The 17,026-nt window shown below is 37.7% G+C and carries 15 protein-coding genes and 1 pseudogene; 3 read left to right on the forward strand and 13 right to left on the reverse strand.

Annotated elements, in window-relative coordinates:
* Positions 1–17: 17 nt before the first annotated feature.
* The 12 genes from AC3ANV_RS14450 to AC3ANV_RS14505 form a co-directional block, all read right to left on the reverse strand.
* Positions 18–794, reverse strand: coding sequence for an enoyl-CoA hydratase-related protein (locus AC3ANV_RS14450; protein WP_488309451.1), 777 nt, complete (start codon positions 792–794; stop codon positions 18–20).
* 66 nt (positions 795–860) lie between these two features.
* Positions 861–2,066, reverse strand: a complete 1,206-nt coding sequence (locus tag AC3ANV_RS14455) for an acetyl-CoA C-acyltransferase (protein ID WP_488309452.1) — start codon at positions 2,064–2,066, stop codon at positions 861–863.
* Positions 2,063–2,938 (reverse strand): 3-hydroxyacyl-CoA dehydrogenase, encoded by an 876-nt coding sequence (locus tag AC3ANV_RS14460; protein ID WP_488309453.1) that lies wholly within the window; start codon positions 2,936–2,938, stop codon positions 2,063–2,065. The genes AC3ANV_RS14455 and AC3ANV_RS14460 overlap by 4 nt, the downstream gene beginning before the upstream one ends.
* A gap of 84 nt (positions 2,939–3,022) precedes the next feature.
* Entirely contained in the window at positions 3,023–4,540 is a 1,518-nt protein-coding gene (locus tag AC3ANV_RS14465; RefSeq protein WP_488309454.1) for an aldehyde dehydrogenase family protein, read from the reverse strand.
* Positions 4,541–4,553: 13 nt separating this feature from the next.
* A complete protein-coding gene (locus AC3ANV_RS14470; RefSeq protein WP_488309455.1) occupies positions 4,554–5,327 on the reverse strand; it encodes an enoyl-CoA hydratase-related protein in 774 nt (257 codons plus the stop codon).
* A gap of 16 nt (positions 5,328–5,343) precedes the next feature.
* The gene (locus AC3ANV_RS14475) at positions 5,344–6,120 is read right to left on the reverse strand and encodes an enoyl-CoA hydratase/isomerase family protein (protein WP_488309456.1); all 777 of its coding nucleotides are present in this window, start codon (positions 6,118–6,120) and stop codon (positions 5,344–5,346) included.
* Positions 6,117–6,422 (reverse strand): EthD family reductase, encoded by a 306-nt coding sequence (locus AC3ANV_RS14480; RefSeq protein WP_488309457.1) that lies wholly within the window; start codon positions 6,420–6,422, stop codon positions 6,117–6,119. The genes AC3ANV_RS14475 and AC3ANV_RS14480 overlap by 4 nt, the downstream gene beginning before the upstream one ends.
* A 15-nt stretch (positions 6,423–6,437) precedes the next feature.
* Positions 6,438–6,938 carry a 1,2-phenylacetyl-CoA epoxidase subunit PaaD gene (gene paaD, locus AC3ANV_RS14485; protein ID WP_488309458.1) on the reverse strand — a complete coding sequence of 167 codons (501 nt, stop codon included), beginning with the start codon at positions 6,936–6,938 and terminating at the stop codon, positions 6,438–6,440.
* A 25-nt stretch (positions 6,939–6,963) separates the two neighbouring features.
* A complete protein-coding gene (paaC, locus tag AC3ANV_RS14490; protein WP_488309459.1) occupies positions 6,964–7,776 on the reverse strand; it encodes a 1,2-phenylacetyl-CoA epoxidase subunit PaaC in 813 nt (270 codons plus the stop codon).
* Positions 7,773–8,126, reverse strand: a complete 354-nt coding sequence (gene paaB / locus AC3ANV_RS14495) for a 1,2-phenylacetyl-CoA epoxidase subunit PaaB (protein ID WP_488309460.1) — start codon at positions 8,124–8,126, stop codon at positions 7,773–7,775. Before paaB ends, paaC begins: the two co-directional genes overlap by 4 nt.
* Positions 8,127–8,147: 21 nt before the next feature.
* Complete coding sequence (paaA, locus tag AC3ANV_RS14500; RefSeq protein WP_488309461.1) at positions 8,148–9,104, reverse strand: 1,2-phenylacetyl-CoA epoxidase subunit PaaA; 957 nt, start codon at positions 9,102–9,104, stop codon at positions 8,148–8,150.
* A 95-nt stretch (positions 9,105–9,199) separates the two neighbouring features.
* Complete coding sequence (locus tag AC3ANV_RS14505; RefSeq protein ID WP_488309462.1) at positions 9,200–10,525, reverse strand: phenylacetate--CoA ligase family protein; 1,326 nt, start codon at positions 10,523–10,525, stop codon at positions 9,200–9,202.
* A 2,171-nt stretch (positions 10,526–12,696) separates the two neighbouring features.
* On the opposite strand from AC3ANV_RS14505, the gene AC3ANV_RS14510 reads away from it, so the two are divergent.
* The 3 genes and pseudogenes from AC3ANV_RS14510 (at position 12,697) to AC3ANV_RS14520 (ending at position 16,155) form a co-directional block, all read left to right on the forward strand.
* On the forward strand, positions 12,697–12,918 hold the full coding sequence (locus AC3ANV_RS14510) for a hypothetical protein (protein WP_488309463.1): 222 nt from the start codon (positions 12,697–12,699) through the stop codon (positions 12,916–12,918).
* Positions 12,919–14,195: 1,277 nt separating this feature from the next.
* A pseudogene (locus AC3ANV_RS14515) lies at positions 14,196–14,578 on the forward strand (BlaI/MecI/CopY family transcriptional regulator).
* Positions 14,575–16,155 carry a M56 family metallopeptidase gene (locus AC3ANV_RS14520; RefSeq protein ID WP_488309464.1) on the forward strand — a complete coding sequence of 527 codons (1,581 nt, stop codon included), beginning with the start codon at positions 14,575–14,577 and terminating at the stop codon, positions 16,153–16,155. Before AC3ANV_RS14515 ends, AC3ANV_RS14520 begins: the two are co-directional and overlap by 4 nt.
* A 167-nt stretch (positions 16,156–16,322) precedes the next feature.
* On the opposite strand, the gene AC3ANV_RS14525 is transcribed toward AC3ANV_RS14520, so the two are convergent.
* Entirely contained in the window at positions 16,323–16,808 is a 486-nt protein-coding gene (locus AC3ANV_RS14525; RefSeq protein ID WP_488309465.1) for a hypothetical protein, read from the reverse strand.
* Between the last annotated feature and the right edge of the window lie 218 nt (positions 16,809–17,026).

Genomic DNA, 17,026 nt, shown 5'->3' on the forward strand with positions numbered 1-17,026 from the left:
TCTTAATTTTTGCATCACTATTTCCCCGTAAAATTAGGAGTCCTACGCTCACTAAAAGCCCTTAAAGCCTCTAGACGGTCTTCTGTAGGTATCGTTAACTCATAGGCCTTTGACTCGATAGCTAGGCCGGTTTGCAAATCTGCGTTCATTCCTTGATTAATAGCATACTTCGCTTGCCTTAAAGCAACAGGGCCATTGTTCATCATTTCTGTCGCAAACTGTTCACAAGACCTCATTAACTCTTCTTTCTTTACAACTCTTGTAAGTATTCCCCATTCATAAGCTATTGTAGTAGAGATCTTTCTTGCTGTAAAAATTAGTTCTTTAGCTTTTGCTTCACCAATTAGTCGCGGTAAGCGCTGCGTACCGCCTGCCCCCGGAATTATGGCCCAGCTTGTCTCTGTAAGGCCCAACATCGCTTCCTCTACAGCAACAGAAAAATCACATGCCAGCATGAGCTCAAAACCTCCACCAAATGCATAACCGTTTACCGCTGCAATCGTTGGCTGTGGAAGTGAGGCAATACTGTTAAATACATCTCGTATCGCCTTTACGTTTCTTCTTACTTGAGTTTCTGTTAGAGTTTTACGTTCTTTTAAATCAGCACCTGCACTAAAAGCTTTCTCACCCGCGCCTGTAAAAATTACTACTCTCACTTCCGGGTCTAATTCAATAGAATCTATCACTTCCTGCAGCTGCTTTAATGTTTCAAAATCGAAACAATTTAATACATCAGGCCGATTGATTGTTACATACGCTATATTATTTTCTATTTTATATAAAATACGGGACACTTTCTACACTCCTTTTTATGAATAAGAAACCCTTACCCGGCATTTTGCCAAATAAGGGCATTCATTTTATTCTTTTACGTTTTCTACAATGGCTGCTATACCTTGACCAACACCAATACACATGGTAGCTAGGCCATATTGAACATTACGCTTTTTCATTTCGTAAATCAAGGTCGTTAAAATCCGCGCCCCGCTCGCTCCCAGCGGATGCCCAAACGCAATAGCTCCCCCATTAACGTTTACTTTCTCTTGATCCAATTCTAATTGACGAATACACTCCAATGATTGGGAAGCAAACGCTTCATTTAACTCGATTAACCCGATATCTTCCACTGTCAAATTCGCTCGTTGCAATGCTTTTCTTGTGGCAAAAATCGGTCCAAGTCCCATTATGGCAGGCTCTAATCCAGCCGTTGCTCCAACTACATATTTCACAAGAGGCTTCAATCCTAATTCCTTTGCTTTTTCGGAACTCATAATTAATAATACTGAAGCTCCATCGTTGACGCCTGAAGCATTACCCGCTGTAACAGTACCACCCTCAAAAAGAGGTTTTAACTTTCCTAACTTTTCTAACGTTGTATCTGGACGCGGGTGCTCATCAGTATCTACAACAATTTCATTTCCCTTGCGGTCTTTATATACGACCGGCACAATCTCTTCTGCAAAACGATTCTCTTCAATCGCTTTTTTAGCCTTCTGCTGGCTCTCAAAGGAAAACTGATCCTGATCGTTGCGTGAAACGTTAAAGCGCTGTGCCACGTTTTCAGCAGTTTGAGGCATAGAATCTACTCCATACATTTCCTCTAATTTCTTATTAGTGAAGCGCCAGCCGATCGTTGTATCCTGCAGTTCCATGGTGCCGCGTGGGAATTCCTTATCAGGTTTGGCCATAACAAAAGGCGCACGTGTCATACTTTCAGTACCACCTGCGATATAAATATCACCTTCGCCGATCGCAATGGCTCTGGCTGCATACATCACAGCATCCAGTCCGGACCCGCATAATCGGTTGATCGTTGTACCTGCGACACTAACAGGGAGACCTGCTAATAAGGTGGACATTCTTGCCACGTTACGATTATCTTCACCAGCCTGGTTAGCATTGCCTAAAATTACTTCTTCAATTTGATCTACAGGAAGATTCGGGTTGCGATCCACAAGTGCCTTTATGACGACCGCTCCTAAATCATCGGGGCGTACATTTTTTAAAGTTCCCATATACCGGCCTATCGGTGTTCGAACAGCATCTACAATGACAACTTCTCTCATTTTTTAACCGCCTCTTTTTCTTTGTTAGTATAATCATATACTCCTTTGCCTGACTTACGTCCTAAACGCCCTGCCTTTACATATTGCTCTAATAATGGAGCAGGACGATATTTTTCACCTAGCTTTTCATGTAAATACTTTAAGTTATTTAAACGTGCATCCAATCCGACGAGATCAACAAGTTCAAATGGTCCCATTGGATAATTAAGCCCTAATTTAATCGCTTTATCTATATCCTCTGGCGAACCCAGTCCTTCTTGCAGCATATAAAAAGCTTCGTTACCGACTAATGCGCTAATGCGGCTTGTTACAAACCCTGGAAATTCATTAATCAAAACCGTTTCTTTCCCCATTTGTTCCGCAACTTCCTTAATAACTTGCGCTGTTTCATCACTTGTTTCCAAACCAAGAACGATTTCAACAAGCGGCATTTTATGTACAGGGTTAAAAAAATGCATCGCAATTGTTTTTTCCGGGCGTTTTGCGTACGCCGCAATTTCCGTCGGACTCATAGTTGAAGTATTTGTAGCAAAGTAACAATGCTCGGGTGCATATTCCTCAAGTATTTCAAAAACTTGCTTTTTAATCTCTGCTTTCTCAGGAACAGCCTCAATCACCAAGTCTGCTCCACTCGCTGCTTCTTGTAAATTAGTAGAATAGTAAAGGTTATTTTTCGAAGATTCTACTGTTTCGGCAGATATTTTACCGCGTGTCAATCCTTTTTCAAAGATACTGTTAATTTCCTTGCGGGCATTTTCTAAAGCCGATTCAGTCACATCGACTAATGTAACATCGTATCCTCCAACAGCTCCTACGTATGCAATGCCTCTTCCCATTACACCTGAACCTACTACCACAAGATTATTTATCATGGATCTTCTCCCCTTTTTCACTTATGCAAATAAGTACGAATAAAACTCATAAGGAGCTGTACTCGTACTCATCATTGAATTACATTACAAGCCAAATGGATTTAATGGACGGCTGCCATAGTAAGAAATGATACTTTTTGTTTCAGTATATAAATCAAGTGTTTCAATGCAAAGTTCACGGCCATAGCCAGATTGTTTATAGCCGCCAAATGGTGTACCAGGGAACGCCGAGAACGGGCAGTTTACCATCACAATACCCGCTTGGATTTGATTAGCAATACGAGTAGCACGAGCTCCATCTTTCGTCCACACAGCGGAACCTAATCCAAATTCAGTATTATTCGCAAGCTTAACCGCTTCTTTTTCATCTTTAAACTTCATAATGACAACAACCGGACCAAAGATTTCTTCATTGACTACTTTCATGTCATGGTTAACATTTGCGATGACGGTTGGTTCATACCAGAAGCCATTTTCAAATCCTTCTATCTTTGCTGGTTTACCGCCGGCTAAGATGTCAGCGCCATCCTCAATGGCAGATTTCACGTAGCTGTCAATCACATCCAATTGGTTTTGATCAATAATAGCACCAACGTGTGTTTCTTTATCAAAAGGATTTCCTAATTTTAATTTCTTTGTTTTTTCAACAAATTTGCTTACAAATTCTTCATAAATATCTTCATGCACATATAAGCGGGAACGCGCCTCACAAGACTGACCTGTGTTATAAAAAATACCGAATAAAGAACCATCCACTGCCGCATCAAGATCAGCATCGTCAAACACGATGTTAGGAGATTTACCGCCCAGTTCTAACGTTACACGCTTTAATGTTTGAGATGCTTTTTCCATGATATTTTTCCCGATTGGAGTAGAACCGGTGAAAGCTACTTTATCTACTTGCTTATGTTCTACCAAGTAGTTTCCAACTTCTGAACCTGAACCTGGAACAATGTTTACCACACCTTCAGGTACTCCTGCTTCAAGGCAGATTTCTCCAAGAATGATAGCTGTAAGCGGTGTTAATGTAGCAGGTTTTACAACAACTGAGCATCCTGTAGCAATAGCAGGAGCGATTTTCCATGCAGCCATCATTAATGGGTAATTCCATGGAATAATTTGCGCACAAACTCCTACCGGTTCTTTCTCTGTATAGTTATGGAATTGACCTGGAACCGGGTTTACATCCCCGCGGTGGCCTACAATTGCACCTGCATAAAATTCAAAGTCTTCAATCGCCTGCATCACTTGACCTTGTGCTGCATGAAGAGATTTTCCTGTATCCAAAATCTCCAATTCTACTAATTCATTGAACCTAGAGCGCATAATAGAAGCAATCTTATTTAATACACGAGATCGCTTATTAATTGGTTGCTTTTTCCATTTGCCGTGATCAAATGCATTACGGGCAGCTTGAATCGCTTTTTCTGTATCTTCTTTTGTCGCTTTTGCCACTTCAGCAATTACTTCACCAGTAGCAGGATTATATGTTTTGAATGTAATACCGTTACTGCTTTCTACTTTTTCTCCATTGATGATTAGATGATAGTATTCACGTTTCATTGAAAGTTTTTCTGTTTTGACTTCTTGAACTGTTGACATGTATCCCACTCCTTTATTTTCCTGTAAAAGTTGGTTTTCTTTTCTCTAAAAAAGAAGTTACGCCTTCTCTGTGGTCTGATGTTAATCCTGCAATACGCTGACCTTCCGCTTCTCTTTCAAGAAATGATTCAAAAGGAAGGTCGTTGGCTAGAGTTAAATAACGTTTAATTAAACCGATTGCTTTTGTCGGCATGTTAGCCAGATGTACAGCAAATTTTTCGATTTCTGTTTCCCATGATTCAAATGAAATCACTTTCGTCACTAGCCCCATTTGGAGAGCTTGCTCGGCTGAAACCTTATCCCCTAAAATAGAAATCTCTGCTGCTTTTGCATGACCGACCACTTTAGGAAGAAAGTAAAGGTTGCCTGAGTCCGGAATTAACCCCACATGAATAAAAGCGTTTACAAAACTGGCTTTTTCTGAGGCTAATCTAAAGTCACAAGCGAGTGCCAGGCTAAATCCAGCCCCTGCCGCTACACCATTTACTGCAGCTATAATCGGTTTTTCGCATTTCATAATTTGTTTCATCATCGGTCCGTAATGAGCTCTAAGAACATGTCCATGATCCATGTCCTCATTAACTTCCGATAAATCCTGACCAGAACAAAAAGCACGGCCCTCTCCAGTAATCACAATACAGCGAACATTTTCATCAAAAGAAGCCTCTTTTACCGCTTCTTTAATTTCACGATTCATCTGAGCGATAAAAGCGTTTAGCTTGTCGGGCCTATTTAATCGCAGCCACGCTACGCCATCTTGAACATTGTAACGAATGGTTTCAAACATTTTTTCTAAAGCCCCCTTATCTTCCTTTGAACTCTGGTTTCCTTCTTTCCATGAAAGCCTGCATTCCTTCTTTTTGATCTTCTGAAGAAAACAGCAGATAAAAATTCTTGCGCTCGTATTGCATTCCTTCATATAAAGAATAATCCACTGCTTTATTCACTGAATCTTTAATGAAGCGCAGAGATAAAGGAGGTTGTTTAGCCAACTTTTGAGCAAACTTCATTGCTTCTTCCATTAACAATTCATGGGAGACAATCCGATTGACGATTCCTTGCTCCTGTGCTTTTTCAACTGGAATTCTGTCTCCGGTCCACAGCCATTCCAATGCTTTTGTTCTTCCAACGAGCTTCGTCAGGCGCTGTGTTCCGCCCGCTCCCGGCATAACCCCGATGTTTACTTCAGGAAATGAAAATTCAGTGCCGCTTGCTGCAATTAAAATATCGCAGCATAGTGCTAACTCAAATCCTCCGCCAAATACAAACCCTTTTACAGCACCTATAATAGGCTTTTTGATCGATGAGAGTCGATCCCAATCCGCAAACTGATTTAATAATTCCAGATGAATCGAATCATCATTGGCCATTTCGTCAATATCAGCACCGGCTGAAAAAGCGTTGCCTCTTCCGGTAACCAATATCGTGATTATTTGGTCCTGTTTATCAAATGATTCCATCGCTTCTACAATTTCTCTTACCATTGTGCGATTTAACGCATTGTATTGCTTAGGTCGGTTTAACTCAATTAATCCTACCCCATCTACAACAGAAGTTTCGATGAATTGGAAGTTACTCATTTTACTTCTTCACCAATCATTAATGTTACAAGCTCACCAGCAAAGCCCATTAAATCTTTACCGGACGCTTTGCCCTCTGCAGAACGCATGCCTTGTTTAAGAGCCTCATGGTCGTCGTAAAACATTTCACACATTATGTAATACTCTCCCTCTCCACCCATTGGAGATCCAATAATTTTTGTTACTTCCATTTTGCGAAGGCCGGGAATTTTTTCTGTAATTGGGCCATGCACATTGAAGTAATGCTCATCAAACGCCTCTTTATTTTCAGGATGCTTATATAATGCAATCATTTTTACCATGTTTTTATCCTCACTTTACATTAGATTTGAAATAGGTTTCATTGCTTCAAAGGGATTTTTGCAGCTTTTACAGTACAAGATGCTTCTGCATGCTGTCGGTCCGAAAATATTTTCCATTGTCACATAAGCAGAACCGCAGTACGGACAGTCAATATGCCAAGATCCGTCTTCCTTCATATGCTTTGGAGGAGGGGCTATGCCAAATGCTTTTAAACCTTGCAGTCCGTTTTCTTTAATGCGATCAGATGTCCATGGCGGGGATTGAATAAACTCGACCGAAACTTCTGCTACATCAGGATGTTCCTTTACGGCCCGAATGATATTATTTCTGATAATCTCTAAAGCCGGACATCCCAAAAATGTGGGCAAGATTTTAATAGATACATGATGATTCTTGACTGTAACTGCTTCTACCATCCCTAAATCAATAATACTTACCGTATCAATCTCGGGATCTTTCACATCCTCTAATAGTAGTAACACTTCTTCCTGTGTTAACTGCAAGGGTGCTATCATTGTTCACACCTCTTTTTCTAATTGATTACCAAGTAGCAGCAGGATCAAGGTTGTATACTTCCGCCAGGGTTGAAAGAGCATCATGTAATTCTTCCGTGTGTTCTCCAATTCTCCCGTCTTGGATTTGAGACCTTGCTTTTCTAGGAATCTCTAAACCTAGTGATTCCATTACAGGAGACAAAGCAGCAACCCATTTGTCTTCTAAAACGCTTTTTTCTTCCATTAAGCCAAACTGAATTATTTGCTGTACATGTGCCCCTTGAGAGAATACATCTCCGAAATCGTTCATTACTTTGTCAATTGCTTGGAGCATCCGTTGCTTTGCTTCTTCCGTTGTACTTAAAAGCTGTACAAACCAAGTTTTCCAATGAAGAAGATGATAATACAATTCCATATTAATTTTAACGGCAACTTCTGCGAGCGGTCTGTACGTACTTTGTTTTAAAGAATCCATTTTGACTTTCTTAGCCTGTACATAGAAGTAATTTCGTACTACCGCATAGGCCCAATCATACTTCGCATCTTCCATATAGCGTCCAGGGCCGTTAACACGTTCTACTAAAATACTGTTCTTTCTTTCATGAGCTGGACGGCTATGAGCTAAATCATCTCCTTTACCCAATCCTAAATCTTCTAAAAGGTTATAGAACATCGCTGCATGCCCCATGCTGTCCTGGCTAATGGAAGAGGAAGCCACATCCTCTTCAATATGCGGAGCAAGCCCCAGCCATTCGGAACCGCGGTATGCAAATAGGAAATCATCATCTGCCAGCTGCAGCAACAGCTCAACCAATGCTTCTTTATATTCCGGGCTTAACGTTTTTGCCGGTTCACTCATTTGCTTTTTCCTCCTGCCCATGACAAAATTTCTTTCTCATCCAGCATTTGCTGTTCATAATGACGCCATTTTTTCTTTAAATAGCCGTACCCTTTTGTTGTACGGTACTCTTTATTATCCAAGCGGTTTAACGTTTGTTTCTCCTCAGGTGCAAGCGCCCGTATATCTAACCGGTTCACAACCCAAATGTCTGCAACCGGTTCACGTCGCATGAAATTCTCTTGCGCCATGATCATGGCCATATCCGCATTCGGAGCGAGCAGACTGAACTGATGCTGAAACGAAGAGCTAGGTGTACGCTTGCTAAACACCTCATACTCTTGATAAAATGTTGTATTGTTATTTTCCATTTTTTAGTTCCCCCCTTCTTTTCATCTTATCGCTGCACTTAACGCTTCTCGAACCCATGCATTATTTTCATAAGATTTTCTCCGAAGGTTTAGGCGGGCTTGAGAACGCGGACCTTGGTTTTTAATAATTTTTTTGAACTCATTCCAATCCGGTTGCCTATACACCCATTGCTGTTGCTCCTCATCATAACGGAGAGTAGGATCCGGGATTGTTAGCCCGAGTGATAAGATACGAGGAATATATTTACTAAAGAAGTCCTGACGCAGTTCTTCATTTGTTTTCGGGCGAATTTTGTACTTAATGGTAACGTCTTGTTTAGATGTACCCATCGTATCGCTGCTGGCAGGACCAAAGAACATAAGCAAGGCATCCCACCAACGATTTAAAGCATCTTGAATCATCGCTTTTTGCTCTTCTGTCCCTTCAGTCAAGGCCATTATAATCGCTTCACCATGCTGGGCATGGAACACTTCTTCGGCACAAATGCGATGTAGTGCTCTTGCATATGGTCCATAAGAAGCATTTAGCATGTTGGTTTGTGTAATAATAGCTGCACCGTCCACAAGCCAACCAATTAACCCTGCATCTCCCCACGTTTTTGTTTCCATATGAAACACATTATGAAACTTAAGATCACCTTTAAATAAGTCTTCCATCAAATCGCCTCTGTTTTTCCCGTAAGGCTTTAACAAATCCTCTGCTACACGGAGCAATATTTGACCGTGTCCCATTTCATCCTGTACTTTTGCCATAATACCCAGTTTCCGGTGAAGGGAAGGAGCTTTCGGTACCCACTCTTTTTCTGGAAGCGCACCCATTATTTCACTAATGCCGTGCATGGAAATTAGCTTAATAAGAGCTGTTCTATATTCTTCGGGCATCCAATCATCTGCTTCGATTTTCTCACCCTCTTCGATACGTTGCATAAACCGTTCTAACTTTTCTGCCTCGGTTAATGGTTCCGTGAGATTAGACATTGTCTATCCCCTCCCTCTCTTTATAACACTTTTATAACGATATTATAAAATACTGTTATATTAAAAATCAAATATATTCTAAAAATTATATTTTGTTAGATTGTTGCAAATGCCCCTCTTTCGTCAAAAATCCTGATTGCTTTCCCTTCGGACCTAGGAATACTTCTTGGAGACAACACTTTTACCTTCATGCTTACTAGACAGTTATTTTTCATAGAGTGTTGGACTTTTTTCATTATGAAATGTATATCCTCATGCTCCATGTTGCCGTTCACCAATTGATGAACTTCCTCATTTATTTCAACATGCAATTCAACAACATCCAATGAACCGTCACGACGTAGCCGAACTTGATAATGTGGTGCAATCTCTTCGATTTGAATTAAGTAATGCTCAATCTCAGACGGGAACACGTTTACTCCCCGTATAATGAGCATGTCATCGATACGTCCCTTCACACGTGACATTCTTGTCGTTGTCCTGCCGCATTTACATGTCTCTCTGGTAATAGAAGAAATATCACCTGTGCGATAACGGATAACTGGGAATGCTTCTTTCGTTAAGCTAGTAAACACCAATTCACCTTCTTCACCATCGGCTACTGGTTCAAGTGTTTTCGGATTAATTACTTCCACGATAAAATGATCATCTGCAATATGCAATCCATCTTGAGCTTCGTGACACTCCATGGATACCCCAGGCCCCATGACTTCACTCAACCCATATATATCACAGGCTTTAATATCAAACTTGTCTTCTAGCACCTTACGCATTTCTTCGGACCAAGGCTCCGCGCCAAAAATACCGAACTTTACAGAGCTGTTTCTCGGATTTTTACCCATCGCTTCCAATTCTTCAGCCACTTTTAATATATATGAAGGTGTTCCCGCAATTACGGTTGGCTTAAAGTCTTCAATGATGGTAATTTGACGGTCTGTATTTCCTCCTGAGATAGGAACAGTCGCCATGCCAAGTCTTTCCCCTCCATAATGAAGACCTAAGCCACCTGTAAATAATCCATATCCGTAAGCATTGTGGAATACCCCACCGGGCTCTCCTCCTGCAAGGGCAATTGCACGTGCAACCATATCGGCCCAATTTTCAATGTCATTCTTCGTATAGCCAACAACAGTCGGTTTTCCACTTGTACCGGAAGAGGCATGGATACGAATTACCTCTTTCATTTCAGCTGCAAATAGATTGAACGGATAGTTGTCACGCAGATCGGTTTTCTTCGTAAATGGCAAATTACGTATGTCTTCTAAAGACTGAATATCCGCCACTTTTATATCAAGTTCATTAAACTTTTCTTGATAAAAAGGTACTTTAGTATAGACTCGGCCTAATGTTTCCTTTAAGCGGTCGAGTTGTAGCGCTTTCATTTTCTCTCGCGAATACGTTTCAACCTCATGAATTATCATTGCTCCATCTCCTTTGTTAGATTCAATCCATGTTAAACGCTTACAAAAATATCTTCGTAAAATCATTTATAACTAAATATTGTTTATAGTGTGATATTTGTTACACTTTATATTTCTAACGTATCACATATCAAAACTGTTGTAAATATATTCAGATATTTCATTTATTTTTTTAAAACCTATGTATATTATTTAATTAATATAGTTAAATTGTCATTTTTTATCTAAAACAATAGCAAACTATGAAAAACTTATTTTCTTCAAATAATAAATCGAACCATTTACTGGCCTTAACAATGTACACTTATCTGTTTTATTAACCCGGTTTTAGTATAAATATTGAATTTCTAATCATTAATGTGGATATAAAATGATGAGCGTGAACAAATATAACACAATGATTGTTTTTTATAACATTTCGTTATGTTAGAAAATCAGAATAATTGAAAAAAATAATTATCAATGTTTAATTTTTGGTTCTTTCTTTCATCCTATAGGAGTATTTTTATACCGCTTAAAAGGGGAGTAAAAAGACCAAGAAGAACTTTCCACATCTGACTGCGGCTCCTAACCGTTCGAAGCCATACTTGGACAGTCGACTTGTTTTTTTATAAGAACCAAGTTCATCGTTAAGTCCCTTAAAGATTGGCCGTCGGATTGGAAAAGTAGTCCAACAAAACACGTCCGGTTGGGTCAGCCACAGCTTTGAAAACGTTACTATACCAGTGGGGATTGAAAAATAAGACCCCAGTTTAGTACCGAGATCACCTTCTAGCATCATTGGCTCTTTGTTTAAACTGTCCATATTTTAGGTTACAGTTCAAAATAGGTGGTATTTTCAATGCAATCATGCTACATAGTTTGTGTCGTTAGTAAAAAATCTAGCTGTTTCATAATTGATCCCCATCTCTAAATCTTGAAAATGTCCAAGTCATTTAAGACAACCTTAATGTTTTATTCATACTTTGTTCATTTTTAGAGGTTAAGATTAACACATGAAATGGACATGATCTTTTTCATAACCCCCTTTTAAATATAAATTTTTTATCCGGCATTCCGCTGGATATTTTTTTGTACATTTTCGGTCAAAATGCGACTTTCCCTTACTAATCTGCTTCATTAGCTGAATAAAGAAAAGGACCTATGACGGTCCGAACTTATTGTATTAATAACTCTCGTTTTTCTTGTTAAAAATTAAATACACGTTCTTATTTATTTACCGGTGCATGCTGGTCCACACCTTGTATATGGTGTCGATGATTAAACTGTCCATATTTTAGGTTACAGTTCAAACTTTGGAGTCCCCTTTTTTTATTAAGCAATTCTTTCTCAATACTTTCAAAGCTGGACTGTTCCAGGGATCAGGCCAATTTTTTTACTGCTGATCATAATGGCCAAGCCTAATATAGTTGGACAATGGGGATTGAAGAAGAACACGATTTTAAAGTGGATTTAGTAAACCATAAATATTCTTTTAAAGAGATTGTCTTTATCACTAGAGGACACACAATTAAAAAATTTAATGCCATTCGCTTCTTATAGAGAAACGAATGGCATTTTTTAGTTCCTATCAAAACAGAATTAAGATTGAAGAAAAGTACGTTAACTTTTTAATAATATATTTTGTTGTTACATATATAATTTAATACAATAATAACATGAACAACAAAATTAAAGATAAGTTATATAATGATAAATAAGACAAAAATAACATATATATTAAAATATGTTTTATCAATAATAATAATGGTATAAAAGGCATATGCACAAAATGGGGTACCACCAGCAAAACGCGAATTTACAATGTTAAGGAAATTCCAAAATAAAAAGCCCAATTTCTCAGCATTAAAATTGAGAAATTGGACTTTTTTCGTTACTCCAGAAAAGCGCCCTTTAATGGAATAAGTAAAATATGGAATCAGTCCTAAGATCACTCAATTATCAATTCTGCTTATACTAACGGTTAGTTGAACAAGCACCGATCTACATTTGACTATCATCTTCGAACTATTACATAGCAAAATATGTAAAAAAACGTTACTTTCGAACCTATTTTAAAAATTTTCGTCAAAACTATATCAATTGTTACAAAATTATTACATAATTGTAACATAAAAACTAAAAAGTAATTTACTTTCCTCTTTCAATTAATAATAGAAAGGAAAATTAATGTGAAGGAATTTACAGTTTGCTATACATTTGATAATGATATAGTAACCGAAAAAATGATAAAAGAATTAGATGTTAAAAAAGAAGATGTTGAACAAGAAGTATTTGAAAAGATGGATCGTAACAAATACTTTATTGTGAACAATGAACAAGGTAATTTTATGATAAATTCATATTTAGTACGTTATGTACGGATAGTTAGTGAAAAGATATTAGTCAAATAGCAATATCGAGGAAAAACCGTTCTTAACTTCAGAACTAATAATGTATTGATAGTTTGTGTGTAAATAAAATACGATTTAACTAACAGAACACGATAGTTAAGAATCGTTATATCACAACGGGGTAGCAAAGGTGTACAAAAATACCTATCCACCGTAGCGAACAGGTCAGTTTAACATTACACAGATAAAGTGAATGTGTGTGTTCTTACCAAATGGTCTAAATATTCGATTGGTATAAATATGGTTGAATTCAGATCTGATTTTGCCGAAAAACCGTTTTCGAATCTACCAGTGATCTCAATGACTTTGGCACCATTTAAAATAGGCTTGTCGTTATCTTTAGCGTACACAAATTTTTGACCTACTTTATACAAATTTTTCACCTCTATTTAATGATTTAGTAAGAAACAAGCATATAAATATCTTCACATTATGAATAAACTAGCAGGAACTTCAATCATAAAAAATAAAACAGATGTAACCTTCTGATTAAACTAGAGTTTGTCTTATGTTTAATTATGACATAAAAAAAGAACCTTGGATATCCCACTCTAGCCTTTGACTAGGGCTTTTTTATTGTGACACCCCCAAAACTAGAGACCATAGTTTATCTGAATGCTCTGTTATCCCCCTTATAGCCTGTTCAATCAAATCGCTCTCACACAAATATTATCCCTCCTTAAATTCCTTACTATTTATTACCACAATTGTATCAATAGGTTCATTTTCATTAAAAAGCTTGGCAAAAAATTGCCAAGCTATTTCACTTTTATTAATTTTCACACCTTTATTTTACCATGTCTTGTTCCACTATCTGGCCCGATACACAAAAAAAGGCGCAATCCTTGCTACGGATAAGCGCCCGATTGTGGAAGATCATTGTTTAAATCTTGTTCAAGATAAACACCCTGTTAGCTCAATAAAAAAACGCTGCCGCAGCAACGCCTTAAGACGATTCTTATTGAAGTAAATTTAGATATTTAGTCTTTACAAAAAAGACACCTTGTCCATTTTGTTGTTGTAAAAAACCAAATGGAATTGGTGATTCCTCCACCATTTTTTGGTCTTCTGCTGTTACAGTTATAGTAGCATCCCTTTTGGAAACAATCGGTACGAAACCTTTTTTGGTTTAGTTAGTGGTGTAAAATTAATTATTAAGTAAACCCAAATTTAGCCAATATTTATAAAATTATCTATGGACAAAATTGAAGTGAGAGATTACAACTGTAATACCCAAATGTGATTACAAACGTAATATTAAGGAGGGATAAAAAAGTATGAATGACCTGCCTAAAATTTCGGAAGCAGAGTTAGAGGTTATGAAAATCTTGTGGACTAGATCGCCTCTAACAGCAAATAAAGTTATTCAAGAACTTGAGAAACAGACAAATTGGAAACCCAAAACCGTTCGAACATTACTTAACAGACTGGTTCAGAAAGAGGCTATCGCAATTCAACAAGAGGAAGGTAAAGTCTATGCATACTATCCGATTGTCTTACGGGACGCATAACTACAAGTAGAAACAAAATCCTTCTTACAGCGTCTATACGGCGGCGCATTCAAACCGTTGTTGGTGAATTTTTTGCGGGAAAAAAATTGTCCCGTGAGGAAATTGATGAGCTGAAACGGATTCTTGATGATCAGGATACCAGCAAATGAAAGGAAACATGATGATGATTAACATATACAATTATCTTCAGCTTTTTTTTCATTGGGTGATTGAGACATCTCTTGTGTGTAGCGTGTTAGTGGGATTGATTTTGCTCATCAAGATAATAATTCAGGGCAAGTTACCTGCAAGGTGGCATTATATCCTATGGCTAACGCTATTGTTTAGATTGATGCTGCCACCGCTGCCTGAAGGTTGGTACAACAAACATAATGTCCTACATACAAATCATCTAACTGCTATTTTTACACAGCCAATACCGATTCATCAAGAATTTATCAATTCCTCAGCTTCATCCCAAGTTGTTGCGCATGAAGTTTCGATACAAAAAAAGGAGCCGATAACCCATTCTTTTTCGTTTGATCAAATTGCTTTATTTGTTTGGCTGCAAGGAGCAATTTTTATTGGTTTGTTGACAGTGATTGCAAATGCACGGGTGTATCTCTACATTAAACGTCAGCCACTTGTTTTGGATTCAAAAGTCAACGATGTTTTTGAATATTGTAAAAAAAGGATGTCTGTCAAAACGCGCATTCCCTTAGTCGTATCTGGGAAACTTTCAAGTCCCACCGTTTTGGGGCTTATCCGACCACGTATTTTATTGTCTCAAACCCAAATTGAGATATTAACGGATCATCAATTAAAGTTTATTTTCTATCACGAGCTTGCCCATATGAAGCGGAAAGATGTTGTTGTGAATTGTGTAATGAATGGACTACTGATCCTACATTGGTTTAATCCTATCCTTTGGTTTGCTTATTCTCGCATGCGTCAGGACCAAGAAATTGGATGTGATGCGCTCGCTCTTTCTTATGTTGATGCAGGACAAAAAGTGGAATATGGTCACACGATTATTCAATTATTAGACGTATTTGCAAAACAGCATCCGATTTCTAGTGTAGCTAACATGGCTGGAGGAAAACGGGCAATTAAAAGGAGAATTCTTATGATTAAAAAATTCCAAAAAAAATCGTATCGATGGTCTGTATTAGGAGTAGCTTCTGTTATTGCGCTTTCGGCATTTTCATTTGCGTATGTTAGCAATTTTTCAAATAACAAGCAGGATTTGAAGGTGGAGGCAGCTACAACTACCAAACAAGTAGCCACTCAACCAGTACATAAAGTAAGCCAAACTGAACTAGATAAAGCAGCAAAAGACTTTTATGAAATTGAGAGTAATGTGAAGGGTGATGACATCTTTTACTACGGAATGATAACGATGGCTCTTCAGAAGTTAGAGTTCAAGGGAGAAGAAAACTACAGTATCCCAAATACTCCTGATAGTATCAAAAGAATCCAGTTTGATCGTGCTAACCTTCAATATTTGAAAAACAAGGCAGTTGAACTAAAAGCATCCGAACCTTATCCAAGCATCTTAGATAAATGGTTAAAAGGAGACTTTTCTAATTTCAATGGTGATTTTCTGACAATTAGGAACCTAAAAGGTGCAGTACCACCGAGTGAAAGTCCAGTATTGAAAGTAAGAACTGCTGAAGAGGAACAGAAATACATCGAGCACTTCTTTGGCGACGAGGGATTACAAATTAATAAAAGAGATTGGCAATAACCATACAGATAGGCTCTGGGTCCTCCCAGGGCTTATTTTGTGCCTTCATATCATAAAATCAATATTGTATTAATCAAATAACAAAAAAAGAACCTTATCGGTCCTGAACATTTTTTAAACAAACGCACCCGTTACTTTAAGTGCGATATTTCACAATATTAATGATTTCATGCGCAATCTTTATTAATTTGGGGAAGTGTTATATATTTTCCTCTTTTTTTACTTTGTTCTACTACTACCCATTTAAATGTTCCTAGTTTTAATTTTAGAAGTACATTTGTTCCATCTGTTTCTTTATAAAATAAATAACCCGTTATAGAATTATTCCATTTTTCGCTATAATTATCACCTATTATCAATAAATGTCTTTCCCCAATTGAAGTTCCACTAAATAACTCAATCAATGAATTTAAATGAGAGTCATCCTTTCCAATTGGGACCTTCATTTTAATTAAATCAAGATATTTATAATTAAAGCCTTCGCCCGTTTCCACTAGGCCTTTTATTTCTGGAAAACTTGACAAAATATCTTCTTGAACTTTTTTGTTTAAAAGTTCCCTACAATTATCAAGTGCTTCTGAATTAGCCAAAACATTGTGAGAATGAAAAGATAATAAAATTATCATTACAGAAGATAACAATATTCTAAGCATTTGGACACACCTTTTCACTTTACTTATTGTTATCTTTCCAATTTCTTATTGAATTAAACTGCCGTTTAAGTGAAAACCTTCACAATCTTCACTCTATATTTCAACATAAATATCCAATTTTATTGAAAACGTTCCTAAACAATCTGGCCCTATACATAAAGAAAGAGCACAATTCTTGTTGCAGAATCGCGCCCTTTTGTTGAATAAAGTAAGGTTGA

The organism is Neobacillus sp. DFD-2R (genome assembly GCF_057747865.1).

What these genes read in the sequence shown, in the direction of transcription:
- AC3ANV_RS14455 (WP_488309452.1), bottom strand. Translation starts at nt 2,066, where the DNA reads ATGAGAGAAGTTGTCATTGTAGATGCTGTTCGAACACCGATAGGCCGG.
- AC3ANV_RS14460 (WP_488309453.1), bottom strand. Translation starts at nt 2,938, where the DNA reads ATGATAAATAATCTTGTGGTAGTAGGTTCAGGTGTAATGGGAAGAGGC.
- AC3ANV_RS14465 (WP_488309454.1), bottom strand. Translation starts at nt 4,540, where the DNA reads ATGTCAACAGTTCAAGAAGTCAAAACAGAAAAACTTTCAATGAAACGT.
- AC3ANV_RS14470 (WP_488309455.1), bottom strand. Translation starts at nt 5,327, where the DNA reads ATGTTTGAAACCATTCGTTACAATGTTCAAGATGGCGTAGCGTGGCTG.
- AC3ANV_RS14475 (WP_488309456.1), bottom strand. Translation starts at nt 6,120, where the DNA reads ATGAGTAACTTCCAATTCATCGAAACTTCTGTTGTAGATGGGGTAGGA.
- AC3ANV_RS14480 (WP_488309457.1), bottom strand. Translation starts at nt 6,422, where the DNA reads ATGGTAAAAATGATTGCATTATATAAGCATCCTGAAAATAAAGAGGCG.
- paaD (WP_488309458.1), bottom strand. Translation starts at nt 6,938, where the DNA reads ATGATAGCACCCTTGCAGTTAACACAGGAAGAAGTGTTACTACTATTA.
- paaC (WP_488309459.1), bottom strand. Translation starts at nt 7,776, where the DNA reads ATGAGTGAACCGGCAAAAACGTTAAGCCCGGAATATAAAGAAGCATTG.
- paaB (WP_488309460.1), bottom strand. Translation starts at nt 8,126, where the DNA reads ATGGAAAATAACAATACAACATTTTATCAAGAGTATGAGGTGTTTAGC.
- paaA (WP_488309461.1), bottom strand. Translation starts at nt 9,104, where the DNA reads ATGTCTAATCTCACGGAACCATTAACCGAGGCAGAAAAGTTAGAACGG.
- AC3ANV_RS14505 (WP_488309462.1), bottom strand. Translation starts at nt 10,525, where the DNA reads ATGATAATTCATGAGGTTGAAACGTATTCGCGAGAGAAAATGAAAGCG.
- AC3ANV_RS14520 (WP_488309464.1), top strand. Translation starts at nt 14,575, where the DNA reads ATGAAAGGAAACATGATGATGATTAACATATACAATTATCTTCAGCTT.
- AC3ANV_RS14525 (WP_488309465.1), bottom strand. Translation starts at nt 16,808, where the DNA reads ATGCTTAGAATATTGTTATCTTCTGTAATGATAATTTTATTATCTTTT.